Annotated in this window: 13 protein-coding genes; 7 read left to right on the top strand and 6 right to left on the bottom strand. The window is 72.2% G+C overall.

Annotated features, from left to right (window positions below):
• Window positions 1-16: 16 nt before the first annotated feature.
• Window positions 17-466, top strand: coding sequence for a GNAT family N-acetyltransferase (locus BS83_RS23565; RefSeq protein ID WP_037609725.1), 450 nt, complete (start codon window positions 17-19; stop codon window positions 464-466).
• A gap of 260 nt (window positions 467-726) precedes the next feature.
• Window positions 727-1,287: a hypothetical protein gene (locus BS83_RS23560; protein ID WP_037605580.1), complete on the top strand. Its 561-nt coding sequence runs from the start codon at window positions 727-729 to the stop codon at window positions 1,285-1,287.
• On the opposite strand, the gene BS83_RS23555 is transcribed toward BS83_RS23560, so the two are convergent.
• Complete coding sequence (locus BS83_RS23555; protein WP_037605577.1) at window positions 1,288-2,568, bottom strand: MFS transporter; 1,281 nt, start codon at window positions 2,566-2,568, stop codon at window positions 1,288-1,290.
• Between the two features lie 63 nt (window positions 2,569-2,631).
• Between BS83_RS23555 and BS83_RS23550 the strand changes: the two genes are divergently transcribed.
• The 4 genes from BS83_RS23550 to BS83_RS23535 all read left to right on the top strand — a co-directional run bounded on the left by BS83_RS23550 (window position 2,632) and on the right by BS83_RS23535 (window position 6,820).
• On the top strand, window positions 2,632-3,600 hold the full coding sequence (locus BS83_RS23550) for a LysR family transcriptional regulator (RefSeq protein ID WP_037609724.1): 969 nt from the start codon (window positions 2,632-2,634) through the stop codon (window positions 3,598-3,600).
• Window positions 3,601-3,715: 115 nt separating this feature from the next.
• The gene (locus BS83_RS23545; protein WP_232248467.1) at window positions 3,716-5,047 is read left to right on the top strand and encodes a methyltransferase domain-containing protein; all 1,332 of its coding nucleotides are present in this window, start codon (window positions 3,716-3,718) and stop codon (window positions 5,045-5,047) included.
• 96 nt (window positions 5,048-5,143) lie between these two features.
• On the top strand, window positions 5,144-6,280 hold the full coding sequence (locus BS83_RS23540) for an adenosine deaminase (RefSeq protein ID WP_037605575.1): 1,137 nt from the start codon (window positions 5,144-5,146) through the stop codon (window positions 6,278-6,280).
• 141 nt (window positions 6,281-6,421) lie between these two features.
• Window positions 6,422-6,820, top strand: a complete 399-nt coding sequence (locus BS83_RS23535) for a hypothetical protein (RefSeq protein WP_037605570.1) — start codon at window positions 6,422-6,424, stop codon at window positions 6,818-6,820.
• A 210-nt stretch (window positions 6,821-7,030) separates the two neighbouring features.
• Here BS83_RS23535 and BS83_RS23530 read toward each other — a convergent pair whose 3' ends face one another.
• Genes BS83_RS23530 through BS83_RS23510 form a run of 5 tightly spaced genes read right to left on the bottom strand, consistent with a single transcriptional unit; the run spans window position 7,031 to window position 10,655 of the window.
• Entirely contained in the window at window positions 7,031-7,216 is a 186-nt protein-coding gene (locus BS83_RS23530; RefSeq protein WP_037605569.1) for a PspC domain-containing protein, read from the bottom strand.
• Window positions 7,217-7,274: 58 nt separating this feature from the next.
• Complete coding sequence (locus tag BS83_RS46615; protein WP_198035286.1) at window positions 7,275-7,994, bottom strand: VanZ family protein; 720 nt, start codon at window positions 7,992-7,994, stop codon at window positions 7,275-7,277.
• Window positions 7,991-8,437, bottom strand: coding sequence for a hypothetical protein (locus tag BS83_RS46610; RefSeq protein WP_198035285.1), 447 nt, complete (start codon window positions 8,435-8,437; stop codon window positions 7,991-7,993). The genes BS83_RS46615 and BS83_RS46610 overlap by 4 nt, the downstream gene beginning before the upstream one ends.
• A gap of 17 nt (window positions 8,438-8,454) precedes the next feature.
• Window positions 8,455-9,942 carry a sensor histidine kinase gene (locus tag BS83_RS23515; protein ID WP_037609721.1) on the bottom strand — a complete coding sequence of 496 codons (1,488 nt, stop codon included), beginning with the start codon at window positions 9,940-9,942 and terminating at the stop codon, window positions 8,455-8,457.
• Between the two features lie 35 nt (window positions 9,943-9,977).
• On the bottom strand, window positions 9,978-10,655 hold the full coding sequence (locus BS83_RS23510; protein ID WP_198035284.1) for a response regulator transcription factor: 678 nt from the start codon (window positions 10,653-10,655) through the stop codon (window positions 9,978-9,980).
• 196 nt (window positions 10,656-10,851) lie between these two features.
• Between BS83_RS23510 and BS83_RS23505 the strand changes: the two genes are divergently transcribed.
• Entirely contained in the window at window positions 10,852-11,646 is a 795-nt protein-coding gene (locus tag BS83_RS23505; RefSeq protein WP_063774218.1) for a SigE family RNA polymerase sigma factor, read from the top strand.
• The last annotated feature ends 192 nt before the right edge of the window (window positions 11,647-11,838 follow it).

Genomic DNA, 11,838 nt, shown 5'->3' with positions numbered 1-11,838 from the left:
CCGTAGCATGCCGATCATGGAGAACTGGACGATCAGACCGGCGGTCGCGGCGGACGTGGAGCTGGTGGCGGAGATCCGCGCGGTCGTGATGCGGCCGGACCTGGAACGGCTCGGCCGCTACGACCCCCACCGCGTGCGTCAGCGGTTCAGGGACGGCTTCGAGTCGGGCCACACCGCGGTGATCGAGGCGGAAGGGAGGCTCGTCGGCTGCGTGGCCCTGCGACCCGCCGCCGACGCCTACTGGCTGGAGCACTTCTACCTCGACCCCGACGTCCAGGGCCGCGGCATAGGCTCGGCCGTCCTCGACGCGCTGTTGCGCCGCGCGGACGCGGAGGGCCGTGCGGTCCGCCTGAACGTGCTCCAGGGCAGCCAGGCCCGCCGGCTGTACGAGCGGCACGGCTTCACGCAGGAGTCGGAGGACCCGGTGGACGTCTTCATGATCAGGCGGTCGACACCGGCGTCCTGACGAGTTGTGAGCGCGGTCGGCGACGCGAAGGCGGCGGCCCCTGCGGTGCTGAGGGCGGACCCTCAGCGTGCCGGGCAGCGCCACGCCTCGGCCCGGCTCGAGCGGCGCGTCGCCGTGCGGCGTGCGGCGTGCGGCCCGAGCCGGACGGAATCGCCTGCCGGCCGCACCTGCACCACCCACTCGACGAGTACCCCGGAACCGCCAGGCCAGTACGATCTTGCGACACCATCGGGGCGGGAAAGATCGAACGGGGATCCACCATGCGCGCAGCCATCGCCGCGGGCGGACTGATCGGCGTGCTGGCGCTCACGGGCTGCGGTGCGGGCGTCGCCGGCCGCTCGGCGGCAGCGCCGGTCGTCACAGCGAAGGTCGCGCGGTCGATGGCGACGCCCGTGTCGACCCAGCGGCCCACAGCCGTGCATGCGACGCCGGCCAAGGCTGTCGGGGGCGCCAAGGCGGCCGCCGTCCTCCAGAGCGCCGACGACCACGAGCGAGGCGTGCTCGCCTCGGGACAGCGGATGGGGAACGACCCGGGATCCCTCCTGGCCTGGGCGAAGCCCGACATGGACTGGGAGCAGCAGGTGGCCGGCGGTGTCTACGGCCAGGCCCAGCACGCGCTGTGGGACGCCGGGATCACCTCGACCACCGGGCTCGACGCGTGGAACTCCCACTTCATGGACGGGAGCCTCGCCGTCCTGCAGTACATCACCGACCGGCTCAGCGGGGCTTCCGCCGCGGCGCTCACCGACGACGCGGCCAGGGCGACCAGGGCGCTGGACCAGGCCGACCAGGCCGTCAGGGCGGTCGCCGCCACACGTTGATCAGGCCGTCACGCCGAGACTCCGGCGCGACGGGCGGGCGCGGAGGGTGCCGTAGAAGGTGACACCGCCCGCCAGGGCCATCGCCGCCAGGGCGACGGCGACCGTGCCGACCCAGCCGACCGAGTGGTACGCGTCCGCGCCCGCCGCACCGCCGACGCTGTTGCCGAGGTAGTACGCGGCCAGGTAGAGCGCCGAGGCCTGGGCGCGGCCGTGGGTCGCGGTCCGGCCGACCGCCGCCGAGGCGACGCAGTGGCCGGTGAAGAAGCCCGCGGTGATGAGGACCAGGCCGATCAGGGTCAGCGTCAGCGACTGCGGGAGGGTGAGCAGCAGGCCCAGGCTGGTCGTGGCCACCGCCGCGTACAGCGCGCCGCGGCGGCCGAGCCTGGCGCCGACGCGGGCGCTCGCCGCGGAGGCGAGGGTGCCGACCAGGTAGACGACGAAGATCGAGCTGGCGACTCCCTGCGGCAGCCCGAAGGGAGCGGCGACGAGGCGGTAGCCGAGCACCGTGTACACCGCGCCGAAGACCGTCATGAACAGCAGTCCCAGCGCGAAGAGCCGGGCCAGCAGCGGGTTCGCCACATGGCCGGTGACGGTGCGCCACAGGGCCCGCGGGTTGACCGGGCCGGGACGGAAGCACCGCGCGCGGGGGATCAGCAGCCGGAAGGCCACCGCGCAGACCAGCGCCGCGACGGCCACCGTCGCCAGCCCCGCCCGCCAGCCGTAGGCGCCTGCTACCACGCCGGAGAGCAGTCGGCCGCTCATGCCGCCGATGGAGTTCCCTGCGACGTACAGACCCATGGCCGAGGCCAGCGCCGTGGGGTGCACCTCCTCGGCGAGGTAGGCCATCGCCGTCGCCGGGAGACCGGCAAGGGCCACGCCCTGCAGCGCGCGCAGGGCCGTGAGCGTGGCGAGGTCTCCGGTGAACGGAAGCACCAGCGCGATCGCGACCGCGGCGAAGACCGAGACCGTCATGATCCTGGTCCGGCCGAAACGCTCGGACAGGGCGCTGATCGGGATCACTGCGACGGCCAGGCCGATGGACGCGGCCGAGACGGTCCAGCTCGCCTGGCCCGGCGTCAGGTGCAGGCCCGCGGAGAGGGAGGGGAGCAGCGCCTGGGTCGAGTAGAGCAGCAGGAAGGTCGCCAGGCCCGCGCCGAACAGGGCGAGCTGCGTCCGGCGCAGGCCGGGCGAGCCGGGAAGGTGGCGGACGTCGGTGGCGGACGTCGTCGGAGACGGAGTCGAGGTTCGGATGCTGGCTGCTGTGCGTGCGACCGCTGGCATGCTGCTGACGTTAGGACCGTCCCATTGATGCGTCCAATACATGAATGATGAATGATCGATGCCATGACGTATGAGCCCAGTTCGGAGCCGCTTCCCCTGCCCGTCGAGCCGGCCGAGCTGTCGCCCACATCACCCGCGGCGCTGCTCTCGCCGCTGCTGGCGCAGTTCGCCGCCGTGGCGCGGCGCGAGCACGTGACGCGCGCGGCGGCGGAGCTGGGCATGCCGCAGCCGACGCTGAGTCGGGCCGTGGCGCGGCTGGAGGCGGACTTGGGCGTCGCCCTGCTCGCCCGCGAGGGCCGCGCCGTCCGGCTGACCCGCGCCGGGCGGATCTTCCTGGCCTCGACCGAGCGCGCGCTGGCCGAGCTGGAGCGGGGCGCGGACGCCGCGCGGGCGGAGGCCGATCCGACCGGCGGCCGGGTGGCCTTCGCCTTCCTGCACACCATGGGCTCGGAGGCGGTGCCGATGCTGTTGCGCGGCTTCCGCACGGAGTACCCGCGGGTGCGCTTCCAGCTGGTGCAGGACTACACCGACTCGATGCTGGCCCGGCTGCGCGAGGGCGAGCTGGACCTCTGCCTGGTCTCGCCCCGCCCGGAGGGACCGGAGCTGACCTCCCGTCGGATGGGCGAGCAGCGGCTCTGCCTGGTCGTGCCGACCGACCACCGGCTCGCGGGACGTCGCCGGGTGCGGCTGGAGGAGGTGGCGGAGGAACCCTTCGTCACCCTGGAGCCGGGCTACGGCCTGCGGCGGATCACCGACGCGCTGTGCGCGGAGGCGGGCTTCGCGCCGCGGGTCTCCTTCGAGGGGGAGGAGGCGGAGACCTTGCGCGGGCTGGCCGCGGCCGGGCTCGGGGTCGCCGTGCTGCCGCCCGCCTCGCTGCCCAGGCCGGACGTGGTGGAGCTCGCGCTCACCTCGGCCTCGGCGCGCCGGGAGCTGGCTCTGGTCTGGTCGGCGGTGCGGCCGCTCCCGCCGCCCGCGGTGTCGTTCAGGGACTACGTGCTCTCCATGAAGGACCGGCTGCCGCTGCACGGCTGACCGGCTTCTTACTGTCCGAGAACGAACGGATTATCCGGGTTGTGGTGATTCGGCGCGCGCGGGACGCTGGTCCTGTACCTCTGAAAGGGGGTTGATCGACATGACGTTCGTGCAAGTGATTGAGTACGAAACCACCGAGGAAGACCGCGTCGATCGGCTGATGGACGAGTGGCTGCGGATCACCGAGGGCAAGCGGACCGCCCACCACGCGACCACCGGCAAGGACCGCGACAAGCCGTCCCACTTCATGCAGATCGTCGAGTTCCCCTCCTACGAGGAGGCGATGCGCAACAGCGATCTGCCCGAGACCCGGCACCTCGCCGAGGAACTGCGGGAAGCCTGCGTCGAGGCGCCGCGCTTTGTGAACCTGGAGGTCACCAGGGACGAGGTCGTCGACGAGAATGCGATGGAGAGCCTGATGGGCAAGGTGCTCACCGATCTGGGCGCGGTGGCGATCGCGCCGTTGATGGTGATCGGGGAGCGGCTCGGCATCTTCACGGCTATGGCGGACGGTGCGCCCGTCAGCTCGATCGAACTGGCCGCGCGGACCGGCACCCAGGAACGCAACGTCCGTGAGTGGCTCGCGGCCATGGCGGCCAGCGGCTACGTCACGCTCGACCCGGACGGACGGTTCCGGCTGAGCCCGGAGCAGACGGTCGTCTTCACCCAGCAGGACAGTCCCTACTACGCGCCGAGCGGCTTCCAGCTCTTCTCGGCCTGCGCGGCGCACGAGACCCGCGACAAGCTGGAGCAGGCCTTCGTCAAGGGCGGCGGCATGGGCTGGGAGCAGCACATCCCCGAGCTGTTCCCGAGCGTCGGCCGCTTCTTCCGCAACGGCTACGCGGCCTTCCTGGTCGACATGTGGCTGCCCTCGCTGAACGGCGTGGTGGACCGGCTGAACAACGGCGGCAGCGTGGCGGACGTGGGCTGCGGGATCGGCTGGTCGACCATGCAGATGGCGCGCGCCTTCCCGAAGGCGCACTGCGTCGGCTTCGACTACCACGCGCCCTCGATCGACCAGGCCAAGGCGGCGGCGGAGCAGAGTGGTCTGGCCGCGCGGGTCGACTTCCGTACGGCCGGGTCGGCCGACTTCGGCGGCGGTCCGTACGACCTGATCACCTTCTTCGACTGCCTGCACGACATGGGCGACCCCGTCGGCGCGCTCTCGCACTGCCGGGCGCGGCTCACCGACGGCGGCGTGGTCATGCTGGTGGAGCCGAACGCGGCCGACGACCTTGCGGAGAACCTGCACCCGCTCAGCCGGGCCATGTACGCGGCCTCGTCCATGGTCTGCGTCCCGGCCTCGCAGGCGCAGGAGGTCGGCCGGGCGCTCGGTGCGCAGGCGGGCGAGGAGCGCACCCGCGAGGTGGCGGCCGAGGCGGGCTTCGCGCACTTCCGCCGGGCCTCGGAGACCCCGTTCAACCTGATCTACGAGCTGATGAGCTGAAGCAGGAGGGAGCGCGGCAGAAAGGGCGGCACGAAACGCGGTGGGCGGCTCCTGCGTCGCGTGGAAATCTACGCGCGTAGGAGCTACCATCGGTCAATGGTGACCCATACGCCCCCCAGCCTCAGCAGTCAGACGCCCGCCGCCACCCCGGAGCAGATCCGACGCGCCCCCAAGGTGGTCCTGCACGATCATCTCGACGGAGGCCTGCGCCCCGGGACGATCATTGAGCTCGCCGAGGCGATCGGTTACGACGCCCTGCCGGAGCGGGAGCCGGACAAGCTCGGTCAGTGGTTCCGCGACGCCGCCGACTCCGGCTCGCTGGAGCGGTACCTGGAGACCTTCGCGCACACCTGCGCCGTCATGCAGACCCGCGAGGCGCTGATCCGCGTCGCCGCGGACTGCGCGGAGGACCTCGCCGCCGACGGCGTCGTCTACGCCGAGGTCCGTTACGCGCCCGAGCAGCATCTGGAGCGCGGCCTCACCCTCGACCAGGTCGTCGAGGCCGTCAACGAGGGCTTCCGCCTGGGCGAGCAGCGGGCCCGCGACAACGGCGACCGGATCCGCGTCGGCACCCTGCTGACCGCCATGCGGCACGCAGCCCGCTCCCGCGAGATCGCCGAACTCGCCAACCGCTACCGCGACATGGGCGTGGTCGGCTTCGACATCGCCGGCGCCGAGGCGGGCCACCCGCCGACCCGGCACCTGGACGCCTTCGAGTACCTGGCGGGCGAGAACAACCACTTCACCATCCACGCCGGCGAGGCCTTCGGCCTGCCCTCCATCTGGGAGGCGATCCAGTGCTGCGGCGCCGACCGCCTCGGTCACGGCGTGCGCATCATCGACGACATCACCGTCGAGCCCGACGGCGAGGTGAAGCTCGGCCGGCTGGCCGCGTACCTGCGCGACAAGCGCATCCCCCTGGAGATGTGCCCCACCTCCAACCTGCAGACCGGCGCGGCCGCCTCCTACGCGGAGCACCCGATCGGGCTGCTGCGCAGGCTGCACTTCAGGGTCACCGTCAACACCGACAACCGGCTGATGAGCGGGACCAGCATGAGCGAGGAGTTCGGCCACCTCGTCGACGCCTTCGGCTACACGCTGGACGACATGCAGTGGTTCACCGTCAACGCGATGAAGAGCGCGTTCATCCCCTTCGACGAGCGGCTGGCGATGATCAACGACGTGATCAAGCCGGGCTACGCCTCGCTCAAGGCGGAGTGGCTCTTCTCCTGACCCCGATCCCCGGGTCACCCGATCGGGCGACCCGGGATTTGGGACGGGCAACGCCTCGTGGATACCTTGGGCGGCCAGTCGAGCACGCAGCGTCATCGCCGGGCTCGCAGGCAGGACACCAGAAGATCGAGGAGACTGCTCATGAAGAAGGCCACGCTGCAGGCGGCCGGTACCGCCGTGCTGGGTGTCGCGGTCGTCGCGGCTGTCGCCGGTCCGGCCGCGGCGGACCCGCTCGGTGGACTGCCGCAGGTCAGCTCGCTGACCGGCGAGACCTCTGCGCTCACCGCGCCGAACGGCGGTCTGCACGACGTGACCTCGACGGCGCAGGGTCTGATCAACAACACCGCGCCGACGGTCCAGGGCGCGACGTCCTCGCTGCCGGTCTCCTCGACGCGCGCGATGCCGCAGCGGCGGGACGGCCTGCCGGCCGTGGGCGGCGTTCTCGGCGGGCTGCCGGGCGCGGACCAGCTCTCCGGCGGCACGGGCCACGCGCTCGACGCGCTCCACGGCCTGCCGGTCCACGCGCCGTCGATCGGCTAGCGCCTGCGGCGGACGGGGAACTGCGCGAGTAACCCCCCTGTGCGGATGGCCCTGCGCGTTGAGGACCATCGGCATTCGGGCGGCTTGTCGCGCAGTTCCCCGCGCCCCTCGGTGGTGCACTGGCCCGTCGTTGTGAGGCGCCGCGTCCGCGCGCCGGGGGCGCGCAGTTCCCCGCGCCCCCGGGGTGGTGCAACTGGCCCTCCGGGAAGGTCAGTCCTCCGCGGGGAGGACGAGCCACAGGGCCAGGTATATGAGGAACTGCGGGCCGGGCAGCAGGCAGGACAGCAGGAAGAGCACGCGCACGGTGAGCGGGCTCACCCCGAAGCGCCGGGCGAGGCCCGCGCAGACGCCGCCGATCATGCGGCCGCGACGAGGGCGGGCGAGGGTGGCGGACATGCGATCACTCCAGACGATCGGGCCTCGGCGCTCTCGCACCGGCCGGTGACTTGATGTCTCAAGCCTCTCGCGCCGGAAGCCCCGTTCCGTCAGCCCGACCGATGATTCGGACCCTTGCGGGTACCGTCCCTGAGGCGGACCTGGCATCGGGGAAAGTCTCAGGGGTGACCCCAGGGGCGCTCTCGGGGTGCGCCTCGGGGGCGTGCGGGCCGGGCGGTTGCGCGCCGACGCGGCGGCGCAGCCAGGAGCGGGTGGCGGGAACCACCGCGAGGTGCGTCAGCGCGATGCCGACGCAGGCCAGCAGGATGTCGTCGACGTTCAGCAACCGCAGCGAGAGCGTGGTCTGCAGCACCTCCTGACCCGTCGCCACCAGCACGCCGGCCAGCAGGGTCCGGGTGAACGAGGTCAGCAGCGGCGAGTCGAGCCTTCCGCCCGCGAGCGGGAGCAGCACGCCCAGCGGGGCCAGCACCAGCAGACTGCCCAGCAGTTCCAGATAGGCGTGCCAGGTGCCCGAGGCGATTTCGAGCCGGACCGAGGCCAGGGGCGTCAGATTGCTGTCCGCCAGCCAGACGGACGGCGTGCTGTGCAGACAGACCCAGAGCAGCACGGCCAGATGCACCGTCAACAGCAACAGCCCGAGTCGCCGGGCGCCCGCGTGCACCTGGCCCCGCGAAGCGCCGCCCGCCACGGTGTCGCCGCTGCTCCCTGCGTGCTGCACGCCTGCAGGGACGCCCGGCGCGGTGCCTGCGGTTGCGGCGCGGCCCGTGTCGGCGGTCACCGGGCGGACGCCGTCGGAGCCGGCTCGCCCAGGCAGCCCGACGCCGACGACGTCGATCCCGCCGCAGGGAGGGACCTGGCCGGGGCACGGGTGGCTGCGGGCGCGGGCGTGGTGCTCGTCCCCGGCCTCGCCGTCCCGCCGCGGTCGGACGATCTGACGCTGGGCCAGGGCTCGGGAACCGCGGAGGCGAGCTGCTCCCACGGCGTCGTCGAGGGCAGCGGCGGAAACAGGTAGGTCGCCTCCGCGCTGGCCAGGTCGGGCGGCAGGCTGGGCGGGGTCGCGGCCGTCGCACCCGGTGTCGGCGGACAGGCGGTACGCGAGGCCGGCAGACCCGCGTCGACCGGCACCGCGGTACTGCGGATGCCGCAGCCGCTCAGCGCGAGCACCGCGGTCACCGCGGACACCGCCGACACGGCCGTGACGTACGTGCTGCGCCCACGCACCGATCTCCTCAACGCCGTCATTGCTGTGTGCTGCCTTCCGCCGGCGGGGTCTTCGGCAGCCGGAGCGTGAAGACCGCGCCCACTCCGTCCTGCGCGTTGGCCGCCGAGATGGTGCCGCCGTGGATGCGTGCGTTCTCCATGGCGATGGACAGGCCGAGGCCGCTGCCCTCGGAGCGGCGACGCGAGGCGTCCGCCTTGAAGAAGCGGTCGAAGACGTGCGGCAGCACGTCCTCGGGGATGCCCGGGCCGCCGTCGGCGACCTCGACGACCAGCCAGTCGCCGTCGGACCCGGCCTCCTCGTAGGCGCGCACCCGGACCGGCGAGCCGCCGTGCTTGAGCGCGTTGCCGATCAGGTTGGCCAGCACCACGTCGATCCGGCGCGGGTCGACCCGCACCAGCAGGCCGCGCTCGGCGTCGACCTCGACCGCGTCCAGCCAGGCCCGCGCGTCGATGGTCGAGGTGATCAGGTCCGTGATGTCGACCTCGTCGACGACCACCTTGGCGGTGCCCGCGTCGAAGCGGGTCACCTCCATCAGGTTCTCGACCAGTTCGGTGAGCCTGCGGGTCTCGCTGACGACCAGGCGGACCGCCGGCTCGATCATGGGGTCGAGGGTGTCGGCCTCGTCTTCCAGGATGTCCGTCACCGCCGTCATTGCGGTCAGCGGGGTGCGCAGCTCGTGCGACATGTCGGCGACGAAGCGGCGGCTGGCGTGCTCGCGCGCGCTCAGCTCGTCGACCTGCTCCTCCAGCGCCGCCGCCGTGTGGTTGAAGGTCCGTGACAGCTCGGCGAGTTCGTCCTGGCCGGTCACTTCCAGCCGGGTGGCGAGGTTGCCCTCGCCGAGCTGGCGGGCGGCTTCGGCCAGGCGGGCGACCGGGCGCAGCACGGTCGCGGCGGCGGCCTGCGCCAGCAGCGCCGCGCCGACCAGGGCCAGCAGCGTCGCGATGCCGAGCGACCAGGCGAGCGAGTCCATGTCGCGACGTTCGTCGTCCAGCGACTTGAACATGTACGCCGTGGGCCCGTTGGGCAGCACCTTGGTGCCGCCGACCAGGTAGGGAAGGCCGTCGAGGCTGACCCGCTGCCAGAACAGGTGGTACTGGCCGGGGTCCGCGGTGCAGTGCCCGCAGGGCTTGCCGACCTGCTCCTGCAGCGCGGCCGGCACCGTGGAGGGGGTGAACTCGCCGCTGGTGGAGTAGGAGCAGTCCGGCGTGGTGAGCAGCACGTCGTAGCGGAGTCCGGTGCTGGCCACGACCCGGGCGGCCCGCTTCAGCTCGTCGCAGCTGGGGTTCAGCGGCATCGCCGTGAAGGTCCGGTCCAGCGAACTGCGGAAGTCGGCCAGCGTGTTGTCCTGGGTGCGCTTGAGCACCGCGTCCCGGTTGAGCCAGTAGGCGATGCCGGACGAGGACGCGGCGGCGGCCAGCGCGACCACCGCGAACACGGCCACCATCCGTATCCGCAGCGAGGACAGCCGCAGCCGCCGGGCCAGCCAACTCGCGCGCGGGCGCACGGGGTGCGGCTCGGATTCCGTGCCGGGTCGGTCGGTCACGCGGGGGTGTCCAGGCGGTAGCCGACGCCGCGGACCGTGCGGATCAGGGTCGGTGCGGACGGGACGTCCTCCACCTTGGCCCGCAGCCGCTGGACGCAGGCGTCCACCAGCCGGGAGTCGCCCAGGTAGTCGTGCTCCCAGACCAGCCGCAGCAGCTGCTGGCGCGACAGCGCCTGACCGGGACGCCGGCTCAGCTCCAGCAGCAGCCGCAGTTCGGTCGGGGTGAGCTGGAGCTCGTTGCCGGACTTGGTCACGATCATCGCGTTGCGGTCGATGACCACGTCGCCGAAGACCGCCGAGTCCGAGCTCTCCCGCTCGCCGCGGCGCAGCACCGCGCGGATCCGCGCGTCCAGCACGCGCGGCTGGACCGGCTTGACGACGTAGTCGTCCGCGCCCGACTCCAGGCCCACGACCACGTCGATGTCGTCGGAGCGCGCGGTCAGCAGGATGATCGGCAGCTGGTCGGTGCGACGGATCCGGCGGCAGACCTCGAAGCCGTCGATGCCGGGCAGCATGACGTCCAGCACGATGAGGTCCGGCCGCTGCTCCTTGAAGAGCCGGAGCCCGTCCTCGCCGGACGCGGCGGACGAGACACGGTGGCCCTGCCGGGTCAGCGCGAGTTCGAGGCCGGTGCGGATCGCATCGTCGTCCTCGATGAGCAACAGGTGAGACACGGCGTTCATTGTGGCCTACGCGCAGCGCCGGATCGAGCGCCGCATCCCCGCTGTTCCCGCGCACGGGCCTCTGTGACACGCCTGTGACAGTCGGCGGACAGCGCCATGACGACCCCCAGGCAGGATTTTCTCTGTCGGGTTGAACCAACGGGGGCCCGACGGAACCCAGCACTACCGGACACCGAGGGAGCACACGATGAACGCAGTCATCGAGGCCCAGGCCGCCAAGGCCGCCGCGACCCTGCCTCAGCCGCTGTACTCCGTTCGTACGGCGTCCTACGGCACCAAGCAGCACGTTCATGGAATCGGACGCCAGGGGGGACCGGTCGGTTCCATGGACTCCGGCAGCACGATGACGCTGCGGCTGCGCGCACTGCCCGGGGGGACGGGGAACGGCCGGCAGGTGGGGGAGCCGACGGCCGAGGCGGTACAGGGAGACGCGGCGACGGGGACGCACCTGTCGCAGGTGGAGGACGAATTCACCGCGTACGTGCGAGAGCGCCGCGCCTCCCTGTACGCGACCGCGTACCACCTCACCGGTGACCGTTACGCGGCCGAGGACCTGCTGCAGAGCGCGCTCTTCAGCACGTACCGGGCCTGGGACCGGATCTCCGACAAGGCCGCGGTCGGCGGTTACATGCGCCGCACCATGACCAACCTGCACATCTCCGCCTGGCGGCGGCGCAAGGTCAACGAGTACCCGACCGAGGAGATGCCGGAGACGGTCGGCGACAGCGACGCGATGGGCGGCACGGAGCTGCGCGCGGTGCTGTGGCAGGCGCTGGCGAAGCTGCCGGAGAACCAGCGGACGATGCTGGTGCTGCGCTACTACGAGGGCAAGACCGACCCGGAGATCGCCGACGTGCTCGGCATCTCGGTGGGCACGGTCAAGAGCAGCATCTGGCGCGCACTGCGCCGGCTGCGCGAGGACGAGACGCTGGCCTCGCAGGACGGCGACCTGGGACACGCCTTCGGCGAGCTGGTCGCGTAAGGACTTTATCGAGGGGGGATGCTGCGGGCACGGGGGTGGTCCGCAGCAGCACGAGGCCTGGGCGCCGACGTCGGGGGACGTCGCCGCCCAGGCCTTTTCGCCTTCGGCCAGGTGCAACCCGCCAGGGGCGCGAGGAACCGCGCGAGTAACCCCCCTGTGCGGATGGCCCTGCGCGTCGAGGACCATCCGCAT

This window comes from Streptacidiphilus rugosus AM-16 (assembly GCF_000744655.1).
GTDB classification, from domain to species: Bacteria; Actinomycetota; Actinomycetes; order Streptomycetales; family Streptomycetaceae; genus Streptacidiphilus; species Streptacidiphilus rugosus.
Note: the sequence above shows the minus strand (reverse complement) of the source record. Positions and strands in the feature narration are given on the sequence as shown.